Genomic DNA, 20,671 nt, shown 5'->3' with positions numbered 1-20,671 from the left:
CAGCTCACATCCTCTCGGGCGCCGAGACGCCGAGCAGGCGCAGGCCGTTGGCGATGACCACCCGGGTGGCGTCGTTGAGCCAGAGCCGGGCCCGGTGCAGGTCGGTGACCTCCTCGTCGCCGCGCGGCAGGATCCGGCAGTTGTCGTAGAACCGGTGGTATGCCTGCGCCAGGTCCTCCAGGTAGTGGGAGAGCCGGTGCGGGGCGCGCAGCTCGGCCGCGGCGGCCACCACGGACGGGAACGCGGCCAGCGCCTTGAGCAGCTCGTTCTCCTTCTCGTGGTCGAGCAGCTCGGCGTGGAAGTCGGCGGCGTCGCCCCGGGTCAACCCCACCTCGGCGGCGTTGCGGTTGACGCTCGCGGTGCGGGCGGCCACGTATTGCACGTAGTAGACCGGGTTGTCGCGGGTGGCCCGGGTCCACAGCTCCACGTCGATGTCGATCGGCGAGTCGCTGGAGTAGCGGGCCAGCGCGTAGCGGGAGGCGTCCACGCCGATCGCGTCGACCAGGTCCTCCAGGGTGACCACGGTGCCGGCCCCGCTTGCTCATCCGCACCGGGGCGCCGTCGCGGACCAGGTTGACCAGCTGGCCGATGAGGATCTCCAGGTTGCGCGCCGGGTCGTCACCGAAGCAGGCGGCCATCGCCCTCATCCGGCCGAGGTAGCCGTGGTGGTCGGCGCCCAGCATGATCACGACCCGCTCGAAGCCGCGCTCCCGCTTGTCCAGGTAGTAGGCGCAGTCGGCGGCGAAGTAGGTCCACTCGCCGTTGGACTTGCGCAGCACCCGGTCCTTGTCGTCGCCGAAGTCGGTGGTGCGCAGCCAGGTCGCGCCCTCGGACTCGAAGACGTGCCCCTGCTCGCGCAGTCGGGTCAGCGCCGCCTCCAGCTCGCCCCGATCGTGCAGGTCCTTCTCGTTGAAGTAGGTGTCGAACTCGACCCCGAAGTCGCGCAGCGAGGACTTGATCTCAGCGAACATGAGCTGGACGCCCTCGACCCGGAAGACCTCCTGCGCGGCGGCGTCGTCCAGCTCGCGCACCTCGGGCCGGCGGTTGACCACCTCGGTGGCGATCTCCGCGAGGTAGGCCCCGCCGTAGCCGTCCTCCGGCGCGGGCTCACCCTTCACGGCGGCCAGCAGGGAGCGGGCGAACCGGTCGATCTGGGAACCGGCGTCGTTGAAATAGTATTCCGTGCCCACGTCGGCCCCGGTGGCGCGGAGCAGGCGGCTGAGCGCGTCGCCGACGGCCGCCCAGCGGACGCCGCCGATGTGCACCGGACCGGTCGGGTTCGCCGAGACGAACTCCAGGTTGATCCGCTGCCCGGCCAGCGTGTCGCTGCGCCCGTACGCCGGGCCGGCCTCGACGATCGACCTGGCGAGCTGGCCGGCGGCGGCCGCGTCCAGCCGGATGTTCAGGAAGCCCGGGCCGGCGATCTCCACCGACTTGACCCCCGGCGCCCGGCCGAGTTGCTCGGCGAGCGCGGTCGCCAGCTCCCGCGGGGGCACCCCGACCTTCTTGCTGAGCTGGAGCGCCAGCGTGGAGGCGTAGTCGCCGTGATCGGGGTTGCGGGGTCGCTCGACGGTGGTCTGCGCGGGCAGCGCGGCGCGGTCCAGACCCCGCTCGTCGAAGACGGCGTGGGCTGCGGCGAGGACGACCTCGGCGAGTTCTGCGGGAGTCACCGAACCATGTTATCGGGGGTAGACTCGGGCACCGCGGCGGCGACCCAGCATGTGAACGGGCCCCGCGCTCCCCTGACCGACCGACCTGACGAGGCACGATGAGCATCAGCACCCCGGGCGGCCCGGAACGCCGTCCCACCGTGGTCAGCACCGGCAAGAAGCCGGCCGCCGGCCGGCCCGCCGCGGGCGATAAGCCCGCCGCCAAGGCCGGTGCGGGCAAGCCCGCCGGCAAGGGCGCGCCACGGCCGGGTGCCGGGGGCAAGGGCCGCAAGCCGGTGACCCCGGTGAAGGTGAGCCAGGGCCGTTCGTGGGGTCCGATCGCGCTCTTCGCCGCGGTCGGCGTGCTCGCCGTCGCGATCATCGGCATCGGCGCCTGGTCGGTCTACCAGGGCGCCCAGCCGTGGCAGAAGCGGGCCGACGCGATCAGCGGCATGGTCGACTTCCGCAAGAAGGACAAGGACCTGGTCAAGGGCGGCAACCACCAGCCGGGCACGATCAAGTACGAGCAGTCCCCGCCGGTCGGCGGCCCGCACAACCAGGCCTGGCAGAACTGCATGGGCGACGTCTACGACGCCCCGATCGCCAACGAGCACGCGGTGCACAGCCTGGAGCACGGCACGGTCTGGATCACCTACCGACCCGACCTGCCCGCCGACCAGGTGGCGACGCTCAAGAGCAAGGTGCAGGGCCAGGAAAAGCTGATGCTCAGCCCGTACGAGGGGCTGGACAAGCCGATCTCGCTCCAGGCCTGGGGCTTCCAGCTCAAGGTCGACAACGCCGACGACGGCCGGATCGACGACTTCATCAAGACGCTGCGGGTGAACGCCTCGATCGAGGGCCCGAACGCGCTCTGCGACCAGGGCATCACCGCCACCGGCACCACCCCGCGGGACAACGTCCAGCCGAACATGCCCGAGCAGCCGACCCAGTGAGGACGCCGCGATGACCGCTCCGGTGACCACCGACAGCGAGCTCGACGAGACGCCGGCCGCCGACGAGCGCGGCCGGCCGGCGGTCCGCCGCTACGGCGTGCTCGCCCTGGCCGCCGCCGTCGTGGTGGGGCTGCTCCTCGGGTACGCGGGCGGCCTGCTCACCCCGACGCTCACCAGCCCGGGCGACACCTCGGCCGAGGCCGGTTTCGCCCGGGACATGACCACCCACCACAACCAGGCGGTGGCCATGGGGCTGCTGGCGTTCCGCCAGGGCCAGGACGCCGAGGTGCGCCAGGTCGGCGTGGACATCGCCACCGGGCAGCAGGGTGAGATCGGGACCATGCAGACCTGGCTGCGCTCCTGGAAGCTGGACCCGACCGGTGTGCAGGCCCCGATGGCGTGGATGCCGGACGGCGCCGGCCTGGTGAAGGACGGTCTGATGCCGGGCATGGCCACGCCCGAGGAGATGGCGAAGCTGCGGGCGGCGAGCGGGCGCGAGTTCGACGTGCTGTTCCTGCAGATGATGATCCGCCACCACATCGGCGGGGTGCACATGATCGACGGCATCCTCGACGAGGGACACGACGACGACGTGCTGGCGGTCGCCCAGGTCATGAAGAACACCCAGCAGAACGACCTGGCCAACCTCAACGCGGCGCTGAAGCGCCTGGGCGGAACCCCCTGACGTCCCGCTTGTCCATTTCAGGAGTTTTCTCCATACATATCGTGACCGGTTATGGTTCGGGCTCGTTGCGTAGGACGTGGGGGTTGCACTCAGAGACGCAGGGCGGTCGGTGACCAGCTGGTGCCGACGCCACACCATCGGCGGTGACGGAGCGGTGGCAGCCGTCCGTCGCGGACTGCGGCAGGGCGAGCCGGGAACGCTCAGTCGCGAACAGGAACTCGAACTGATCGACGTGCTGCGGGGCGTCCACCCGGACGAGTTCGGCCTCGACGAGGAGCTGTGGACGCGGCAGAGCCTGACCACGCTCATCGAGCGTCGGTTCGCGTTGGCGTTGGACGCCGGCACCGTCGGGGCGTACCTCCGGGCCTGGGGGCTGGGGCCGCGCGAGCCGCGCGAGCGTGCCTGCGGCCTGTGCGTGAGCGCGGTCGAGCGGTGGGTGCGCAGCGAGTACCCGGCGATCACGCGGGCCGCGCAGGAGCACGCCGCCGAGGTCTACTGGATCGGCCGGGTACGGCTGCGGGGCACCATGCCGGCGGCCGACGTGGTCTCGGCGGTCTCCTCCCGGGGGCGGGTGCGGTTCATGGTGACCACACCCTCGGTAGACCCACCGCTGCCCCGGGACTTCGTGCTGCGGCTCAGTGGCGCCGAGGAACGCACCGTGCACCTGATCGTGGACGGCTCCTGGCCGCGCAACGAGTGGCCCCGCCGGCTGCCCCGCCGCATCGCGCTGCACCCGTTGCCGAGCTGCGGTCGCGCCGTCGCCGCGGCCTGACCGGTGAAGATCGACTCCCGGGCGACACCGATTCGGTGATCCGGGAAGGGGTTTGCTACTCTTCTCGGGTCGCTGAGCCCCCGTAGCTCAGGGGATAGAGCACCGCCCTCCGGAGGCGGGGGCGCAGGTTCGAATCCTGCCGGGGGCACCAGAAGACGTCGAAGCCCGGGCCTCGCGCCCGGGCTTTCGCGTCGGCTCAGCCGGCCTCGCGCCGCGCCTTCGCCCGCCGCTTTCCCTCGTGCATCGCCTGGACCCGGGCCACCGGGATGCCCCGCCCCTCCTCGACCAGTTCCGCCGGCAGCGACTGCGGATCGGGCAGCGCCTCCGCCCACGGATCCCGCGCGCCGAGCAGCGCCGGCACGGTTCGCACGGTGAAGTCGGCGGGCGTCGCCGACTCCAGGTCGGCCCAGCCGACCGGGTACGACACCGGCGTGCCCGGCCGGATCCGGGGGCTGTAGGCGGCCACCACTGTCGCCCCGTACGCCCGGGTGGAGTCGACGAAGACCCGGCCGCCCCGGTCGGCCACGATGAACGCGGTGGTGGCCAGCGCCGGGTCGAGCCGTTCGGCGCGGGCCGCGAGCGCCCGGGTCGCCGCGGCGGCCTCCTCAGCCGTGGTGGCCGGCGCCACCGGCACGATCACGTGCAGGCCCTTGGCCCCGCTGGTCTTGACCGCGCCGGCCAGCCCGGCGTCGGTGAGCGCCTGCCGCACCAGCAGCGCGACCCGCACCGCCACGCCGAACGAGTCGCCCTCCGGCGGGTCCAGGTCGAGCACCAGGTGGGTCGGGTGCTCGGCCTGCCCGGCGCGGGCCAGTGGGGCGTGGTATTCCACCGCCCGCTGGTTGGCGAACCAGAGCAGCGTCCGCCGGTCGTCGCAGAGCGCGTACGAGATGCGCCGGTGCGACGCCTCGGCCCAGACCTCGGTGCGGCACACCCAGTCCGGCGTGTACTTCGGCAGGTTCTTCTGCATGAACGGCTCCTGCCCGGGCCGGACCCGCAGCACCGACAGCGGCCGGTCGCGCAGCTCCGGCAGGAGCCGGCCGTGCACCGCGTCGAGGTAGTCGACCAGGTCGCGCTTTGTCGCGGCGGCGCCGTCGAACAGTGGCTGGTCCAGGTTGGTCAGCGGAATCCCGTCGCGGGTCTCGTCAGCGGCGCCCATCCGCCCACCTTCCCGGCCCGGGCCCGGCCCGGCAACCCGACACGGCGGCCGGCTCGTCCGCCGACGCCGTCGCGCCGTCCGGCAGTGGGCGACCACGCTGCAAACCTGATGGCGTGAACGAGTCAACGGCCAGCAGGACCAGCGGCCCGATGCGGGACGGGCGCGACGCACCTCCGCCGCAGGCCGACTGATCCGTTCATGTCAGCACGTTTGCAGGCCGGAGGAGCAGCGGTCTCCGCCCGGATCCGCCGCACCGAGCTGGAACGGCGGGCACCGGTCGCCTGTGGCGAAGCCCACGCAATCCGTCTGACCGATCGGTCAGGTGCTGACCGATCGGTCAGGCATGCTGGAGGGCATGGCGCGCGCTACCCCGGCCACCCACGACGAGCTGCTCACCGCCGCGGCCCGTCGGTTCGCCGTCACCGGTTACAAGGGCACCTCGTTGCAGGACATCGCCCGCGACGTGGGGTGCTCCAAGGCCACCGTGCTCTACCACTTCGCCAGCAAGGACGCGCTGCTCTGCGAGCTGATGGCACCCGCCATCGCGGTGCTCGAACAGCTCGACGCCCGGCTCGCCGAGCCGACCGGCGCCGAGGCCCAGCGGATCGCCGCCGAGGGCTTCGTCGACCTGGCGGTCCGGTTCCGCCGGGAGATCGCGTTGCTCCGGGGCGAGTTCCCCGACCTGCTCCAGCAGCCGGCGTTCGCACACATCCAGCAGATCTCCGAACGACTGGTCGCCGCCTTCGCCGGGTTCTCCGACCGGCCGGCGGCCCGCATCGCCGCGCTCGTCGTGCTGGCCGGCATCGCCGAGACCTGCGGTGAGTTCCTGGACATCCCCGATGAGGAGCTGCGACCCGCGCTGCTCGCCGTGGCGCACCGCGCGCTCGAACCCACCACCTGATCCCACTGTCGCAATCCCGAGGACGAAGGAAGGTCCATGGCGACCCTGCTGTACCGGCTCGGCCGGGCATCCCTGCGCCGGCGGCGACTCGTCGCCGTCGTCTGGCTCGTCGTACTCGTCGGTCTCGGTCTGGCCGCGGCCACGCTGCGCGGCCCGACGGCGAGCAACTTCACCATGCCCGGCACCGAGTCGCAGAAGACGATCGACCTGCTCGCCGACCGGTTCCCGGCGGCCAGCGGCGCCACCGGCACCATCGCGGTCAAGGCGCCGCAGGACGGCGCGCTCACCTCGCCGGCCGGCCAGGCGGTGGTCAAGCAGGTCACCCAGGAGGCGGCCACGCTGCCCGGGGTGGTCGGCGCGATCGATCCCTACCAGGCGCAGGCGCTCACCCCGGAGGGCCGGTACGCGCTGATCCAGGTGCAGTTCGCCGGTCGCGCCGACGACGTCACCACCGAGCAGCGCGACGCCTACGAGAAGGTCGGCGCGCAGGCCGAGGCGCAGGGCTGGCAGATCGCGCCCGGCGGCGAGGTGCTCAACGGCGAGCCGGAGGTCGGCTCCACCGAGGCACTCGGCGTGCTGGTCGCGGCGATCGTCCTGGTCATCACGTTCGGTTCCCTGGTGGCGGCCGGGATGACCATGCTGAACGCGCTGATCGGCGTCGGCGTCGGCATGGCCGGCCTGTTCGCGCTCAGCGGCACGGTCGAGCTGACCAGCACCGCGCCGATCCTGGCGCTGATGCTCGGCCTCGCGGTCGGCATCGACTACTCGCTCTTCATCATCTCCCGGCACCGGCAGAGCCTGCTCGACGGGCTCTCGCCCGAGGAGGCGGTCGGCCGCGCGGTCGGCACCGCCGGCTCGGCGGTGGTTTTCGCCGGGGCGACGGTGGTGGTGGCGCTGGCCGGGCTGGCCGTGGTGGGCATCCCGTTCCTCACCGTGATGGGTCTGGCCGCCGCCGGCACCGTCACCGTGGCCGTGCTGGTGGCGATCACGCTGGCCCCGGCCCTGCTCGGTTTCGCCGGCCGCAAGGTGCTGCCGCGCAAGCTGCGCAACCGGGAGGCCGTCGCGGACCCGGGCACCGGCTCGGAGGACCGCTCCGGCTTCGGTTTCCGCTGGGCGCACTGGGTCACCCGGTTCCGCATCCCGGTGATCCTGGTCGGCCTGCTCGGCCTCGGCCTGCTCGCCATCCCGTCGCAGGACATGCGCCTGGCGCTGCCGGACGCCTCCACCGCCGCGGAGGGCACCCCGGCCCGGGTCAGCAACGACCTGATCCGGGAGGGCTTCGGCCCCGGCTTCACCGGCCGGCTCGCGGTCGTGGTCACCGCCGACTCGCCGCAGGCCACCCAGGCCGCCGTGCCGCAGGTCGCCGCGCTGGTCCAGAAGACCGACGGGGTGCTGGCGGTGGCCCCGCCGCAGCTCGACCCGTCCGGCCGCACCGCGCTGCTCGGGGTGATCCCGAAGACCGGTCCGACCGACGAGAAGACCGAGGATCTGGTGCACGACATCCGCCGGCAGGTGGGCGGCATCCAGAACGCCGACGTCCTGCTCACCGGCGTCACCGCGATCGGCATCGACGTGTCGGAGAAGCTCTCCGACGCCCTGCCGGTCTACCTGCTGCTGGTGGTCGGACTCTCCGTGCTGCTGCTGATGCTGGTGTTCCGGTCGATCCTGGTGCCGGTCAAGGCGGCGCTGGGCTTCCTGCTCACCGTGGCGGCCACCTTCGGCATCACGGTCGCGGTGTTCCAGCAGGGCCACCTGGCCGACCTGCTCGGCGTGGACACGCCGGCGCCGCTGGTCAGTTTCCTGCCGATCCTGCTGATCGGCATCCTGTTCGGCCTGGCCATGGACTACGAGGTCTTCCTGGTCTCCCGGATGCGGGAGGACTTCGTGCACGGCGACACCGCCCGCCAGGCCACCATCAACGGCATGGGCCACGGCGCCCGGGTGGTCACCGCGGCGGCGCTCATCATGATCTCGGTGTTCGGCGGCTTCGTCTTCCTGGACGACCCGATCATCAAGTCGATGGGCTTCGCGCTCGCGATCGGTGTCGCCATCGACGCGTTCGTGGTCCGGATGACCATCGTGCCGGCGGTGATGTCGCTGCTGAACAACGCCGCCTGGTGGCTGCCCCGCTGGCTGAACAAGATCCTGCCCAACGTGGACGTCGAGGGCGAGGGCCTCCGCACCCACCTCGCCACCCACGAGCCCGCCCAGGTGAAGTGAAAGGCGGGGCCCCCTGTTAACGCCTGGCGCATAACAGGGGGCCCCGCCAAACCACCTCACACCCCGGCCGGATACGTCTCCATCTCGCCCGGCGTCACCAACGCCGGCAGCGGGTGCAACGCGGTCGTCTCGTCGCACCAGACGAACGCGTCGTACCGCTCCCCCAGCCGGGTCGGCACGTAGTTGCCCCAGGACTCGAAGCTCGGGTCGTAGACCACGCCGATGGCCCGGTGATCCGCCTCGCCGGTCACCCAGTCCGGCTCGTCCGGGCCGCCGAAGACCAGCACCGCCCGGTCCGGCATCAGCTCGTGCAGACGGTGCTCCAGCGACCCGTCCCGGGCCGGCGGCACCGCCATCGTCTCCGCCGGGGAGCCCCAACGCGGCGCGGCGACCACCGTCCCCCGCCAGCTTCCGAAGCCGACCAGCGCGACCGCGTCCCGGCCGTGCCGCTCCCGGGCGAGCTGGCCGATGGTGACCATGCCGTCCGCCGCCATCTCGGTGGCCCGCGCGTCGCCGACGTGCGTGTTGTGCGCCCACACGACGCCCCGCGCGTCCGGCCCGTAGCGGTCGAGCAACCGGTCCAGCGTGTCGGCCATGTGCACGTCGCGGACGTTCCACGACTCCGGGCCGCCACCGACCATCGCCCGGTAGTAGCGCTCCGCGCCGGCCACCACCTCCGCGTTCTGCCAGGCCGCGAAGCGGTCCGGGCCGTCCGCGGCGGCCTGTTCCCGGGTACGCGCCAACAGCCGCACCACCTCCTCCTCGCACCGGGCGGAGACGAACCGGCTGGCCATCCCGTACTCCTCGACCTGTTTGCCGTAGGGCTCGAAGCAGCGGTACGCCTCCTGGGCCGCCTCCAGCGAGGCCGGGTCCTCCTCGCCCAGATAGTCGAAGATGGCCTGCATCGACTCCCAGAGCGAGTAGACGTCGAGGCCGTGGAAGCCGGCCCGTCCCCCCTCGGGGCGCTCCAGGTTCCAGGCCCGCAGCCAGCGGCAGAACCGGGCCACCTCGGCGTTCGCCCACATCCAGGTGGGCCAGCGTTCGAACCGCTCCAGCGCGACCAGCGGATCGGCCAGCCCGCCCGGCGCGCCCACCACCGAGCGGTGCACCCGGTCGCAGTCCGGCCAGTCCCCCTCCACCGCGACGAAGTCGAAGCCCTGCTCGGCGATGAGCCGGCGGGTCAGCTGCTCCCGCAGCCGGTAGTAGTCGTAGCTGCCGTGCGTCGCCTCGCCGATCATCACGATCCGGGCGTCCCGAACGCGTTCCAGCAGCGGGTCGAAGTCGCTCGGCGCGCCGAGCCGCTGTACGAGCATGGGGGCGGCTACCCGGGACCCGCCGGGGCAAACCGAAGCCGTACTGGCATGCCCGCGCGCACAGCGGGTAGCCGCGCGGCATGACCGTCACCGGCGCGCAGTTGCAGGAGTTCCTGGCCGGACTCGACTACCCGGTCTCCCGGGAGGACCTGGTCCGCTGGGGGCAGGAGAACGGTGCCAGCACCGAGGCGCTCCAGGCGCTCCGGACCCTGCCGGCCGAGGAGTTCGACACCCCGGCCGAGTTGGGTGAGGCCCTGGTCACCGTCACCGGTTAGCCGACCAGAGGTGTTAAAGCGGGGCCCCCTCCTCTACCCCAGGCGTTAAGCGGGGGCCCCTCCTTGCATCGTCACGGTGATGGTGTGGTGGCCGGTGGCGCCGTCGGGGAACGGGGGACGGCGCTGCTCGGGCTGTACCGCGCCGGTGCCGTCGGTGGCGCGTACCCGCAGGCTGTGCGGGCCGGGCGGAGCGGTCCACGCGTACCGCCACTGGACCCAGGTGTCGACCGAGGCGGTGGGCAGCAGCTCGGCGGCCCGCCACGGGCCACCGTCCACCGAGACCTCCACCGCCGCGACGCCCCGGTGCTGCGCCCAGGCCACCCCGGCCACGGTGACCCGTCCCGCGGGAGGCCTGGCGAACGGCGCGGGCCGGTCGATCCGGGACGCCGTCTTCACCGGCGCCTCCCGCGCCCACCCCCGCCGCACCCAGTACGCGTCGAAGGCGTCGAACGTGGTCACCTCCAACTCGGTGACCCACTTGCACGCGCCGGCGTACCCGTACAGGCCGGGGGTCAGCATCCGGACCGGGAAGCCGTGCGTGAACGGCAGCGGCGCGCCGTCCATGCCGACCGCGAGCATGGCGTCCCGTCCGTCGAGGAGTGTCGCGATCGGCGTGCCGATGGTCATGCCCTCGTCCGAGCGGGCCACCAGTTGGTCGGCGCCGGCCCGGATGCCGGCGTCGCGCAGCAGCGGGGCGAGCGGCGCGCCGAGCCACCGGGCGGTCCCCACGTACGGGCCACCGACCTCGTTGGACACGCAGCTCAGCGTGACGTCCCGCTCGATCAGGTCGCGGTCGAGCAGGTCGGCGAAGCTCAGCTCGACCGGCCGTTCGACCAGGCCGTGCAGCCGCAGCCGCCAGGCGTCCACGTCCAGCCGGGGCACGGTGAGCGCGGTGTCGACCCGGTAGAAGTCCGCGGTCGGGGTGCGGAACCCGGGCGCCACCCCGGCCGGCGTGGGCCGGGCCGGCGAGGCCGGCGCGGGCAGCCGGACGGCCTCCCGGGACCGGGCCGCGTCGGCCACGTCGAGCCGGCGCAGCGTCGCCGTGCCGACGCCGGCCAGCGCGGTGCCGGCCGCCACCAGCGCCGCGTTGCGCACCACCGCCCGCCCCCACCGGGTCGGGGGCGGCGTCCGGGAGGTCCGGGGCGGCGGCCGGCAGGCCGGGCAGGGGCAGCCAGCGCAGGAGGGCGGCGGCCACGGCGGCGCCGGCCAGGGCCGGCAGGGCGTCGGCCGGGCGGGCGTCGGGGCGGGTCAGCGCGGCGGCGACGCCGGCCACCCCGAGCACCGCGGGCCCGAGCAGGCCCAGCGCCGGGCGGCGGCGGGCGGCGGTCCCGGTCAGCGCGGCCAGCAGCGCCAGCACCAGCGCGATGCCGCCCAGCAGCAACGGCTTGTCGTAGGTGCCGAACATGCGCACCGCCCATTCCTTGACCGGGGTGGGCGCGCCGTCCACGACGGCGCTCCCTACCGCGACAAGTGGCGCCGCCTGCGGGCGGACGGCGGTGGCGAGCAGCTCCGCGACCGCCACCCCGGCGGCCGCCGCGAGCAGGCCCGTTCCGGCGGCCGCCAGGGTACGGCGGGTCATCGGTTCCTCCCCTCACCGGCGGTGGCGACGTCAGGACTTCGGCATCAGGACCGAGTCGACGATGTAGACGGTCGCATTGGCGGTCTGCACGTTGCCGCAGACGACCATGGAGTTGCCGTTCACGGTGAACTCGGTGCCGCTGCCGGCGACCGTCACCTCGCCGCCCTGGAGCGTCTTGTGCGCGCCGGCGAGCTGGTCCGGGCCGAGCTTGCCCTCCACCACGTGGTAGGTCAGCACGTCGGTGAGCATCTTCTTGTCGGCGAGGACCTTGTCCAGGTCGGCCTTGGGCAGCTTGCCGAACGCGTCGTTGGTGGGCGCGAACACGGTCAGCCCCGGGGAGCTGTTGAGCGAGTCGACGAGCCCGGCCTGCTTGACGGCGGTGACCAGCGTGCTGAGCAGCGGGTTGCCGGAGGCGGCGGTGGCCACCGGCACCTGGGCCATGGCGGCGAAGCTGCCGGGGTTCGACGCGTCGGTGGGCACCGCCGCGCAGCCGGGGCCGAACTGGCCGTCGGCCATCGCGGGCGCGCTGCTGGCCGGCGCGGAACTCATCGGGGCGCTGCTGGCCGGCGCGGCGGCGTCGCCGTCGTCGCCGTTCCCGCCGCAGGCGGCGAGCCCGAGGCCGAGCGTGGCGGCGAGGGCGACGGTGGTGAGCTTCATGGGGCGCATCGAGTAAATCCCTTCAAGTGGTGAACTGTCGGTCTGAAGGGGATTCGGTGTTCACCGCCGTCCGGATGGGTCGCCCGCCGAAAAGATCAGGTGAGCGCGAACGCCACAAGCGGGGTCATGGTCGGCTGCGCCGAGCCGCCCGCCGGCTCCTCGGTGACCCCGAACAGGCCCTTGCCGCGCACGCCCGAGAGCAGCTTCGTGCCACCGCCCTGACCGGCCGGCAGCAGCCCGGCCGAGGTGGCCGTGCTGCCCTCGATCAGCCAGAGCTGGTAGGCCCGCCCGGACGCGGGCGCGGCCAGCCCGTCCACCAGCGCCACCCCCTCGTCCCGGCTCGCCGACGCCACCACGGTGACCCGGCCGCCCGCCGGCACGGCGTCGGTGCGCACCACCGCGTCCGGGGCGGTCAGCACCGCTCGGATCCGGGCCGCCTCGTCGCGGGCCGCGCCCGCCTCGTCCCGGGCCGCGCCGGCCTCGGTGCGCGCGTCGCGTACCCGCTGCTCCTGAGCCACCCAGGTGACCGCGCCCACGCCACCGGCCAGCAGCACGGCGGCGGCCGCGACCGCGAACCGGCGCCGCCGGGCCCCGGCGCGGGCCGAACCGGACCGGCCCCCCGGGCGCGGCCGTTCCTGCGGGGTACGCCGGATCTCGGCCAGCACCGCCTCGCGCAGCCCGGGCGGGGGCACCGACCAGGTCGAGTCGGCCAGCCGGGCGGCCGTCTCGCGCAGCTCGGCCAGCTCCAGCGCGCAGCTCTCGCAGCCGTCCAGGTGCCGGGCGAACGCGGCCCGCTCGACGTCGTCCACCGCGTCGAGCACGTACGCACCGGCGAGCGCGTGGATGTCGGTCATCGGGTCAGCTCCACTCCCAGGCAGTCGCGCAGACGGATCAGCCCGTCCCGCATGCGGGTCTTGACGGTCGGCAGCGCCGTGTCCAGCAGGCCGGCCACCTCGCGGTAGCTGTGCCCGCCGTAGTAGGCCAGCGTGATCGCCTCGCGCTGCACCTCGGTGAGCGCGTCCAGGCAGTGGCGCACCTGCTGCCGTTCCAGCCGGGCCGCCGCCTCCTCGGCCACCTCGTCGTAGGGCGTCTCGGCGGATCCGGCGGCGACCCGACGGGCGCGTTCGGCGCCGGCCTGCTCGGACCGGACCCGGTCGACCGCGCGGCGGTGGGCGATGGTGAAGACCCAGGAGGTGGCCGAGCCCCGGGCCGGGTCGAACCGGGCGGCGGTGCGCCACACCTCAACCAGCACCTCCTGGGCGACCTCCTCGGCCTGGGCCGGGTCGCGCAGCACCCGCCGCGCCAACCCGTAAACGCGCGGCGAGATGAGGGCGTAGAGCCGCTCGAACGCCGCCTCGTCGCCGCGCGCCACCGCCCGCAGCAGGTCGTCGGTCTCCGCCCGCCGGTCCGGGGCGGCCGGGGGCACGGCGTGCAGCCTCGACCGCCCCGGCACGTCACCGGCGCTGTCGCCGTGGGTCATCCGGTCCCGCCTTCCGCCCGCTCCCTCTGCCAGCACGGTAGGCATTCGGAGCCGCCGCCGGCCCGGATGGCCGCGACTTTCCGCCCGGTCCACCATCGGCGTGCAGCAGCCGGAACAGCACCAGCCACTGCTCGGGCCAGACCAGCCCGACCGGGGTGTCCGGCGCGATCCGCGCGGCGCGCAGCGCGCCGTCGACCCGCCGGCCCGGGTGGGCGGCGCGCAGCGAGGCCGCGAGCGAGCCGCCGACGCCGCCGAAGCCCAGCTCCACCATCCTCCGGTACGCCGGCAACGCGGCCGGCGCCAGCAGCGGCGCGGTCCTGCGCTCCAGGCGCAGGATGCCGCCGTCGGCGGCCGGCACCGGCCGGAACACCGCCCGGGGCACCCGGCCGACCAGCCGCCAGTGGTGCTCCGGCCAGGTGAGCACCGTGAGCCGGCTCCACCGGCCGTGTCCGCCGGTGCGCTTGCGCGCGTAGTCGAGCTGGGTGAGCAGCGTCGCCGCGCGCAGTCCGGGCGCGGCCAGGCACCAGCGCACCACCGCCGCGGTCAGCGACCAGGGGATGTTGCCGGCGACCGAGAACGGCTCGTCGGGCGGGTGTGCGGCGAGGAAGTCGGCCGCCCGCACCTCGACCGCCGGCAGCGGCGCACAGGCGGCGGTCAGCTCCGGCAGCACGGCCGGGTCGATCTCGTACGCGATCAGCCGGCGACAACGCGCGGCGAGCGGCCGGGTCAGCCGGCCACGTCCGGCGCCCACCTCCAGGATCAGGTCGTCCGGGCCGGGGCGGGCGGCGGCGACCATCCGGGCGACGGCGGCCGGGTCGGCGAGGAAGTTCTGGGACAGTACGCGACGGGACCGGTCGCGTTCGGTGGGTCGGCGGGGCGCCACGGGTTCGTCCTGTCTGTCGCCGGGATGGCGACGGAAACGGACCGCTGCGCGGAGGTGCCACGCCATCGGCGTGGAGCGGGCGGTCCGAGCGGATCGGGACTCGGACGACCCTGGAAGGTGGTCGGGACGCGGCCGGACCGGACCCACGCACCACCTCAGCGAGGTAGTGGGGTCCGGGAGTGCCTGATGCCGCCACCTCGGCGAGGTGGCGGGCGGCCGAGCCGGGCGGGCTCGGCGGCCGGTGGTCAGGTCAGGCGCGGCGGGTGTCCCGGCCGGCCAGGGCCGGGCGCCGGAACCGCGGGCGGGCGACCAGGAGGAGCCCGCACGCGGCCGGCGCGACGGCCGCGTTGATCAGGGCATGCGTGCACATGCCGGCCAGGCTAGCGGCGAGCCGCCGCGCCCGCTACGGGATTACCGGAAGTCGACCGTGCGCCCCTGGGCGCGGGCGGTCTCGGCGGCGTCGAGCACCGCCACCACCTCGCGGCCGAAGCGCACGTCGCAGCGGTGGTCACGGGTGCCCCCGTCGACCTCCTCCAGCAACTGGTCGAGCGCGGCGCCGAACGCCTGGAGCGCACTGCCGTCGCCGGGCGGCGCGCTCTCGGTGCCGTTGGAGCCGAAGAAGACGAAGTCCCGGGTGACCGCCTCGGCGGGCGCGTCGAGGGTGAGCGAGAGCGAGCTGGTCGCGCCGCCGTCGTGGGTGAGCAGCAGGTGCACCAGGCCGCTCGACCCGTCCATGGCGGCGACCCGGGTGACCCGGCCGAGCACCGGCAGGATCAGCGACAAGGCGTGCGGACCGATGTCCCACAGCGCGCCCCGGTCGCGCCGCCACGGCGAGTCGCCGTACGGGTTACCGGGCTGGTAGATCGACGCGAACATGGTGGCGCGGGCGTGCTGCCAGCCGCCGGCCGCCGCGGTCGAGGCGAGGAAGCCGGTGACGTTCGGGTGGAAGCGCTGGGTGAAGAACACCACCGAGGCCACCCCGGACGCCTGGGCCGCGTCGACCACCCGGTCGGCGTCGGCGAGGCTCAACGCCAGCGGCTTGTCCAGCAGCAGGTGCCGCCCGGCGGTGGCGGCCCGCACCGCGATGTCGGCCTGCACGTCCGGCGGGAGCGCCACGGCGACCGCGTCGGACGCGTCGAGCAGCGCGTCCACGTCGGTGAAGGCCGGCACGCCGTGCCGCTGGGCCAGTGCCTCCGCCTTCGCCGGGTTCCGCCCCCAGACGCCGGCCAGCCGGGCCCGCGGGTGGGCGTCGATGGCGGCGGCGTGCGTCTCCGCCGCCCAGTGACCGGTGCCGAACAACCCGAACCGCACCCGCGACCCCCTGCCGTCGTCGTCGGCCGCCGGCGTCCGCCGGGACCGTGATCCACGCTAGTCGCCCGGCCCGCCCGGCGCGCCCCGACCCGCGTGGGAAGCCGCTACTACGCCTCTTAGTAGGCTGGCCCGGTGAACGACACTGCGTCGATGACCAGCGCGGCGGCGGCCGGGTCGCCGGTGGACGGGTTCCTCGCCACGCTCGCGATCGTGCTCTCGCTGGCGGTCGCGGTCTGGGCCCTGGTGGCGGCGGTCCGCCACCGCTCGCCGGACCGGCTCCAGTTCGCCGGCCTGGCCGTGCTGGAGGTGGCGCTGCTGGCGCTGACCGTGGTGGCGCTGGTCGCGCTCGGCGGCGGCGACCGGCCCGGTGAGCCGGGCGCGTTCTTCGGCTACCTGGTGACGCTGGTCTGCCTGCCGCCGCTGGCCTGGGTGCTGGCCCGGATGGAGCCGACCCGCTGGGGCTCGGCCATCGTCTGCGCGATCTGCCTGGTCACCCCGGTCGTGGTGGTGCGGTTGCAGCAGACCTGGGAGGTCGTCGGTGGCTGAGACGCGGGCGCCGGAGCGCGCCACCAACCGGGGGCCGGGCCGGCTGCTGATCGCGGTCTACATCCTGTTCGCCATCGCCGCGACCTCGCGGGCCGGCTTGCAGATCGCCACGAAGTTCGACGAGGCGCCGGTGGCGTACCTGCTCTCCGGGGTCGCCGCGCTGATCTACATCGTGGCGGCGGTCGGGCTGGCCCGGGCCGGGCACGCCGGCCGCCGGGTCGCGCTGGCCTGCTGCTCGGTCGAGCTGGTCGGGGTGCTCGCGGTGGGCGTGCTGAGCATCGCCGATCCGGAGCTGTTCCCGGACGAGACGGTCTGGTCCGGCTTCGGCAGCGGCTACGGCTACGTCCCGCTGGCGCTGCCGGCGCTCGGCCTGCTCTGGCTCTGGCGCACCCGGCGCGACCCCGCCTGAGCGGGGCCGCCCCGGGCAGCGGTCAGTCCTTCGGGCCGCCGGCGACGTAGATGACCTGGCCGGAGACGAAGGACGCCCCCTCGCTGGCCAGGAACGAGATGGTGTGCGCGACGTCCTCCGGGCGGCCGGTGCGGCGCACCGGGATCTCGGCGGCGGCGTGCTCCTGGAGCGCGGCGAAGTCGACCTTCATCCGGGCCGCGGTGGCCGCGGTCATGTCGGTGACGATGAAGCCCGGCGCGACCGCGTTCACGGTCACCCCGTAGGGGCCCAGCTCGATGGCGAGCGTCTTGGTGAAGCCCTGGAGCCCGGCCTTGGCGGCGGCGTAGTTCGCCTGGCCCCGGTTACCCAGCGCCGAGGTGCTGGAGAGGTTGACGATCCGGCCCCACTTGCGCTCGACCATGTGCTTCTGCGCGGCCTGGCTGAACAGGAACGCGCCGCGCAGGTGCACCGCCACGACCGTGTCCCAGTCGGCGTCGGCCATCTTGAACAGCAGGTTGTCGCGGAGCACGCCGGCGTTGTTGACCAGCACGGTGGGCGCGCCCAGTTCGGCGGCGACCCGCTCGACGGCGGCCTCCACCTGGGTCCGGTCGGCCACGTCGGCGCCGACGCCGAGCGCCCGGCCACCGGCGGCGGCGATGGCGTCGACGGTCTCCTTGGTGGCGGACTCCTCGATGTCGACCACGGCGACGGCCACGCCGTCGGCCGCCAGCCGGCGGGCGGTGGCCGCGCCGATGCCGCGCGCGGCTCCGGTCACGATGGCGACGCGGGGCTCCTCCGACATGATTACCTCCCGGTAACTTGGGCTGATCGGAGGAGCCTAACCCGCCGCCGCGTCCGTCAGAGTGCCCCGCCCCGGCAGAGCCGGATCCACCGGTAGCCGTGACCGGCCAGCTTGAGCCGGTCGAGCTTGCCCACGTCCTCGTAGTGGCGGTCGCTGAGCACGTCGATCGGCAGGTCCGCCTCCGGCGCCAGCGTGCTCAGGTCGATCTCGACGTCCTCGGTGCCGAGGTTGTGCAGGAAGACCATGGTGCCGGTCCGCCCGTCGGCGCGGTGCGCGAGCACGCCGGCCGGCACCGGCACGTCGATGTGCGTGGTGCTGCCCGAGCCGATCTCCGGGGCCTCCCGCAGGGTACGGATCATCCGCTCGAACCAGCCCAGCAGCGAGCGCGGGTCCTTGCGTTGCGCGGTGACGTTGACCTGCTGGTAGCCGTACTCGCCCTTGTCGATCACCGGACGGATGAGCTTCTCCGGCTCGGCGGTGGAGAAGCCGGCGTTGTCCTTGTAGGACCACTGCATCGGGGTGCGGATCGCGTCGCGCCCGTCCAGCGACAGGTCCTCCCCCATGCCGATCTCCTCGCCGTAGCGCAGCACCGGGGTGCCCCGCAGCGAGAACTGCAACGCGTACGCCAGTTCGATGTGTCGACGGTCGTTGCCCAGCATCGGGGCCAGCCGGCGGCGGATGCCCCGGCCGTAGAGCTGCATGTTCTCGTCCGGCCCGAACCTCGCCAGGACGTCGTTGCGCTGGTCGGCGGTGAGCCGGGACAGGTCGATCTCGTCGTGGTTGCGCAGGAACGTGGCCCACTGCCCGCCGGTGGGCAGCTTCGGGGTGTCCCGCAGCGCGTCGATGATCGCCTCCGGGTCCTCCCGGGCGAGCGCGAGCATCAGCCGGCCGTTGAGCATGAAGTCGAAGAGCATGTGGATCCGGTTGCCCGAGCCGGCGGCGTCACCGAAGTAGACGGGCAACTGGTCCGGCTCGACGTTGGCCTCGGCCAGCAGGGCCGCGTCGCCGCGCCGCCACTGGACGTGCTGGCGCAGGTCGGTGAGGAAGTCGAAGTCCTTGGTCGCGTTCGGGTTGCCCGGTTCGGTCTTCTCGATGATGAACGGCACCGCGTCCATCCGGAAGCCGGAGACGCCGAGCTGGAGCCAGAACGAGGTGATCTTCTTGATCTCCGCGCGGACCTTGGGGTTCTCGATGTTCAGATCCGGCTGGAACTTGTAGAAGCGGTGGTAGAACCAGGCCTTGGCGGTGCGGTCGTAGGTCCAGGTCTCGTGCTGCTCACCGGGGAAGACCATGCCCTGGTGCCGGTCCGCCGGCTCGTGGTCGGCCCAGACGTACCAGTCGCGGTACGGCGAGTCGGGCGAGGAGCGGGCGGACTGGAACCACGGGTGCTGGTCCGAGGTGTGGTTGACGACCAGGTCGATGATCACCCGGATGCCGCGGTTCTGCGCCTGGTGCAGCAGTTCGGCGAAGTCGCCGAGCGTGCCGAGCCGCGGGTCGACGTTGTAGAAGTCGGTCGCGTCGTATCCGTCGTCCTTGTTGGGGGAGGGATGGATCGGGTTGAGCCAGAGGCAGGTCACCCCCAGCCGGGCCAGATAGTCGAGTCGGCCGATCAGCCCCTGGAAGTCACCCACCCCGTCGCCGTCGGAGTCCGCGTACGTGTCGACGTCGAGACAGTAGACGACCGCCTCCTGATACCACCTGTCACCCATGCGGGGACTACTTCTCCGAACCCGCGATCCGGCAAACCCCGGTACCGTGCCCCCATGAGCGAGGAGGCTTCCGACTGGTCCGCCGGCGACTGGCTGAACCCGCCGGAGCGGGCCGACGCCGTCGACGGGGGGCTGCTGGTCGAGCCGCGGGGCGGCAGCGACTTCTGGCGGCGCACCAGCTACGGGTTCGTGCACGACGACGGCTCCGCGCTGCTGGCCCCGTTCGCCGTGGACACCGCCGTCGAGGTCTCCTTCCGGCTCGACTACGCCGCCCAGTTCGACCAGGCCGGCGTGCTGGTGCGGGTGGACGAGCGGCGGTGGACCAAGGCCGGCGTCGAGGTGAGCGACGGCGCACCGCAGGTCGGCGCCGTGGTCACCGACGAGTTCTCCGACTGGTCGGTGGCGCCGGTGCCGGACTGGTCGGGGCGGGAGGTGACGGTCCGGGTGAGCCGCGCCGGGGACGCGTTGACCGTCCGGGCCCGGGTCGACGACGAGCCGTGGCGGCTGGTGCGGGTCGCGCCACTCGATCCGGCGGCCGAGGCGACGGCCGGGCCGTACTGCTGCTCGCCCAGCCACGGCGGCCTGCTGGTCCGCTTCACCGGTTGGCGACGCGGGCCGGCGGACGCGGCGCTGCACCCGGAGGGTTAGCCCGGTCACCGGCGGGTGTGAGTCCGGCTCGCCCGGGTACTACCTGCGGATCTCCGGCGCCCGTGCGGAAAGGACCGCCATGGCCCTGGCCCAAGACGTCGATCCGAACCAGTTCACCGGGCTGACCGGATGGGTGGCGAGCGTGATCGACTCGCTGGGCGCGGTCGGTGTGGCGTTGCTGGTGGCGCTGGAGAGCATCATCCCGCCGATCCCGAGCGAGATCGTGCTGGCGATGGCGGGCTACCTCTCCGCCGAGGGCCGCTTCAACGTGGTGGTGATCGTGCTGGCCGCGACCGCCGGTTCGCTGCTCGGCGCGCTGGTGCTCTACTGGCTCGGCGCGGCGCTCGGCGAGGATCGGCTGAAGCGCTGGCTGGACCACATTCCGCTGGTGGACCTGGACGATCTGGAGAAGGCGGACCGCTGGTTCGAGCGGCACGGCCGCCGGGCGGTGCTGATCGGCCGGGTGGTGCCGGTGGTGCGCAGCCTGGTCTCGGTCCCGGCCGGCGCGAACCGCATGCCGCTGGGCGAGTTCGTCCTGCTCACCACGCTCGGCAGCGGGGTGTGGAACATGGTGATCGTGGGTGCCGGCTTCCTGCTCGGGTCGCGCTGGAAGGACGTCGACCACTACAGCCAGTGGTTCAACTACGCGATCTTCGCGGTCTTCGGCGTGATGATCGTGAGCTGGGCGGTGAAGAAGGTACGCCGGCGGCGCGCCCGGCAGTCGGTGACCACCGGGCGCTGACC

The 20,671-nt window shown here is 73.6% G+C and carries 19 protein-coding genes, 1 tRNA gene and 2 pseudogenes; 11 read left to right on the top strand and 11 right to left on the bottom strand.

Features of this window, described 5'->3' with window-relative positions; genetic code table 11:
• Nucleotides 1-4 precede the first annotated feature (4 nt).
• A pseudogene (gene argS, locus O7618_RS31310) lies at nucleotides 5-1,670 on the bottom strand (arginine--tRNA ligase).
• 98 nt (nucleotides 1,671-1,768) lie between these two features.
• Here argS and O7618_RS31305 point away from each other — a divergent pair.
• The 4 genes from O7618_RS31305 (at nucleotide 1,769) to O7618_RS31290 (ending at nucleotide 4,210) form a co-directional block, all read left to right on the top strand.
• Complete coding sequence (locus tag O7618_RS31305) at nucleotides 1,769-2,602, top strand: DUF3105 domain-containing protein (protein WP_278109728.1); 834 nt, start codon at nucleotides 1,769-1,771, stop codon at nucleotides 2,600-2,602.
• A gap of 10 nt (nucleotides 2,603-2,612) precedes the next feature.
• The gene (locus tag O7618_RS31300; RefSeq protein WP_278109727.1) at nucleotides 2,613-3,287 is read left to right on the top strand and encodes a DUF305 domain-containing protein; all 675 of its coding nucleotides are present in this window, start codon (nucleotides 2,613-2,615) and stop codon (nucleotides 3,285-3,287) included.
• Nucleotides 3,288-3,363: 76 nt separating this feature from the next.
• A complete protein-coding gene (locus O7618_RS31295; RefSeq protein ID WP_278109726.1) occupies nucleotides 3,364-4,059 on the top strand; it encodes a winged helix-turn-helix domain-containing protein in 696 nt (231 codons plus the stop codon).
• 76 nt (nucleotides 4,060-4,135) lie between these two features.
• Nucleotides 4,136-4,210 (top strand) — tRNA-Arg (locus tag O7618_RS31290).
• A gap of 45 nt (nucleotides 4,211-4,255) precedes the next feature.
• Here O7618_RS31290 and ligD read toward each other — a convergent pair.
• Nucleotides 4,256-5,215 carry a non-homologous end-joining DNA ligase gene (gene ligD, locus O7618_RS31285; protein WP_278109725.1) on the bottom strand — a complete coding sequence of 320 codons (960 nt, stop codon included), beginning with the start codon at nucleotides 5,213-5,215 and terminating at the stop codon, nucleotides 4,256-4,258.
• Between the two features lie 355 nt (nucleotides 5,216-5,570).
• On the opposite strand from ligD, the gene O7618_RS31280 reads away from it, so the two are divergent.
• Together O7618_RS31280 and O7618_RS31275 are read left to right on the top strand one after the other, a co-directional pair.
• Complete coding sequence (locus O7618_RS31280; protein WP_278109724.1) at nucleotides 5,571-6,116, top strand: TetR/AcrR family transcriptional regulator; 546 nt, start codon at nucleotides 5,571-5,573, stop codon at nucleotides 6,114-6,116.
• Nucleotides 6,117-6,152: 36 nt separating this feature from the next.
• Nucleotides 6,153-8,336 (top strand): MMPL family transporter, encoded by a 2,184-nt coding sequence (locus O7618_RS31275; protein WP_278109723.1) that lies wholly within the window; start codon nucleotides 6,153-6,155, stop codon nucleotides 8,334-8,336.
• Between the two features lie 56 nt (nucleotides 8,337-8,392).
• Here the strand turns inward: O7618_RS31275 and O7618_RS31270 are convergent, their stop codons facing one another.
• A complete protein-coding gene (locus tag O7618_RS31270) occupies nucleotides 8,393-9,649 on the bottom strand; it encodes an erythromycin esterase family protein (protein WP_278109722.1) in 1,257 nt (418 codons plus the stop codon).
• 80 nt (nucleotides 9,650-9,729) lie between these two features.
• Between O7618_RS31270 and O7618_RS31265 the strand changes: the two genes are divergently transcribed.
• Complete coding sequence (locus O7618_RS31265) at nucleotides 9,730-9,924, top strand: DUF2795 domain-containing protein (protein WP_278109721.1); 195 nt, start codon at nucleotides 9,730-9,732, stop codon at nucleotides 9,922-9,924.
• A 45-nt stretch (nucleotides 9,925-9,969) separates the two neighbouring features.
• On the opposite strand, the pseudogene O7618_RS31260 reads toward O7618_RS31265, so the two are convergent.
• The 6 genes and pseudogenes from O7618_RS31260 to O7618_RS31235 form a co-directional block, all read right to left on the bottom strand.
• Nucleotides 9,970-11,503: pseudogene (locus O7618_RS31260) on the bottom strand (molybdopterin-dependent oxidoreductase).
• Between the two features lie 30 nt (nucleotides 11,504-11,533).
• On the bottom strand, nucleotides 11,534-12,169 hold the full coding sequence (locus O7618_RS31255) for a fasciclin domain-containing protein (RefSeq protein ID WP_278109719.1): 636 nt from the start codon (nucleotides 12,167-12,169) through the stop codon (nucleotides 11,534-11,536).
• Nucleotides 12,170-12,255: 86 nt separating this feature from the next.
• A complete protein-coding gene (locus O7618_RS31250) occupies nucleotides 12,256-13,014 on the bottom strand; it encodes an anti-sigma factor (protein ID WP_278109718.1) in 759 nt (252 codons plus the stop codon).
• Nucleotides 13,011-13,640, bottom strand: a complete 630-nt coding sequence (gene sigK, locus O7618_RS31245) for an ECF RNA polymerase sigma factor SigK (RefSeq protein ID WP_278109717.1) — start codon at nucleotides 13,638-13,640, stop codon at nucleotides 13,011-13,013. The genes O7618_RS31250 and sigK overlap by 4 nt, the downstream gene beginning before the upstream one ends.
• A complete protein-coding gene (gene erm / locus O7618_RS31240) occupies nucleotides 13,615-14,523 on the bottom strand; it encodes an ErmE/ErmH/ErmO/ErmR family 23S rRNA (adenine(2058)-N(6))-methyltransferase (RefSeq protein ID WP_347405401.1) in 909 nt (302 codons plus the stop codon). Before erm ends, sigK begins: the two co-directional genes overlap by 26 nt.
• A 411-nt stretch (nucleotides 14,524-14,934) precedes the next feature.
• Nucleotides 14,935-15,834, bottom strand: a complete 900-nt coding sequence (locus tag O7618_RS31235; protein WP_278109716.1) for a Gfo/Idh/MocA family oxidoreductase — start codon at nucleotides 15,832-15,834, stop codon at nucleotides 14,935-14,937.
• Nucleotides 15,835-15,984: 150 nt separating this feature from the next.
• Here O7618_RS31235 and O7618_RS31230 point away from each other — a divergent pair, with 150 nt between their 5' ends.
• Complete coding sequence (locus O7618_RS31230; protein WP_278110221.1) at nucleotides 15,985-16,380, top strand: hypothetical protein; 396 nt, start codon at nucleotides 15,985-15,987, stop codon at nucleotides 16,378-16,380.
• Nucleotides 16,373-16,789, top strand: a complete 417-nt coding sequence (locus tag O7618_RS31225) for a hypothetical protein (RefSeq protein WP_347405400.1) — start codon at nucleotides 16,373-16,375, stop codon at nucleotides 16,787-16,789. Before O7618_RS31230 ends, O7618_RS31225 begins: the two co-directional genes overlap by 8 nt.
• 22 nt (nucleotides 16,790-16,811) lie before the next feature.
• Here O7618_RS31225 and fabG read toward each other — a convergent pair whose 3' ends face one another.
• Both fabG and O7618_RS31215 read right to left on the bottom strand, forming a co-directional pair.
• Nucleotides 16,812-17,570, bottom strand: a complete 759-nt coding sequence (gene fabG / locus O7618_RS31220; protein WP_278109715.1) for a 3-oxoacyl-ACP reductase FabG — start codon at nucleotides 17,568-17,570, stop codon at nucleotides 16,812-16,814.
• A 56-nt stretch (nucleotides 17,571-17,626) separates the two neighbouring features.
• Nucleotides 17,627-19,279 (bottom strand): alpha-amylase family protein, encoded by a 1,653-nt coding sequence (locus tag O7618_RS31215; RefSeq protein ID WP_278109714.1) that lies wholly within the window; start codon nucleotides 19,277-19,279, stop codon nucleotides 17,627-17,629.
• Between the two features lie 54 nt (nucleotides 19,280-19,333).
• On the opposite strand from O7618_RS31215, the gene O7618_RS31210 reads away from it, so the two are divergent.
• Nucleotides 19,334-19,927, top strand: a complete 594-nt coding sequence (locus O7618_RS31210) for a DUF1349 domain-containing protein (RefSeq protein ID WP_278109713.1) — start codon at nucleotides 19,334-19,336, stop codon at nucleotides 19,925-19,927.
• Nucleotides 19,928-20,006: 79 nt separating this feature from the next.
• Nucleotides 20,007-20,669, top strand: a complete 663-nt coding sequence (locus O7618_RS31205; RefSeq protein ID WP_278109712.1) for a DedA family protein — start codon at nucleotides 20,007-20,009, stop codon at nucleotides 20,667-20,669.
• Nucleotides 20,670-20,671: the final 2 nt, after the last annotated feature.

Source organism: Micromonospora sp. WMMD980, assembly GCF_029626035.1.
Classification (GTDB): domain Bacteria; phylum Actinomycetota; class Actinomycetes; order Mycobacteriales; family Micromonosporaceae; genus Micromonospora.
Note: the sequence above shows the minus strand (reverse complement) of the source record. Positions and strands in the feature narration are given on the sequence as shown.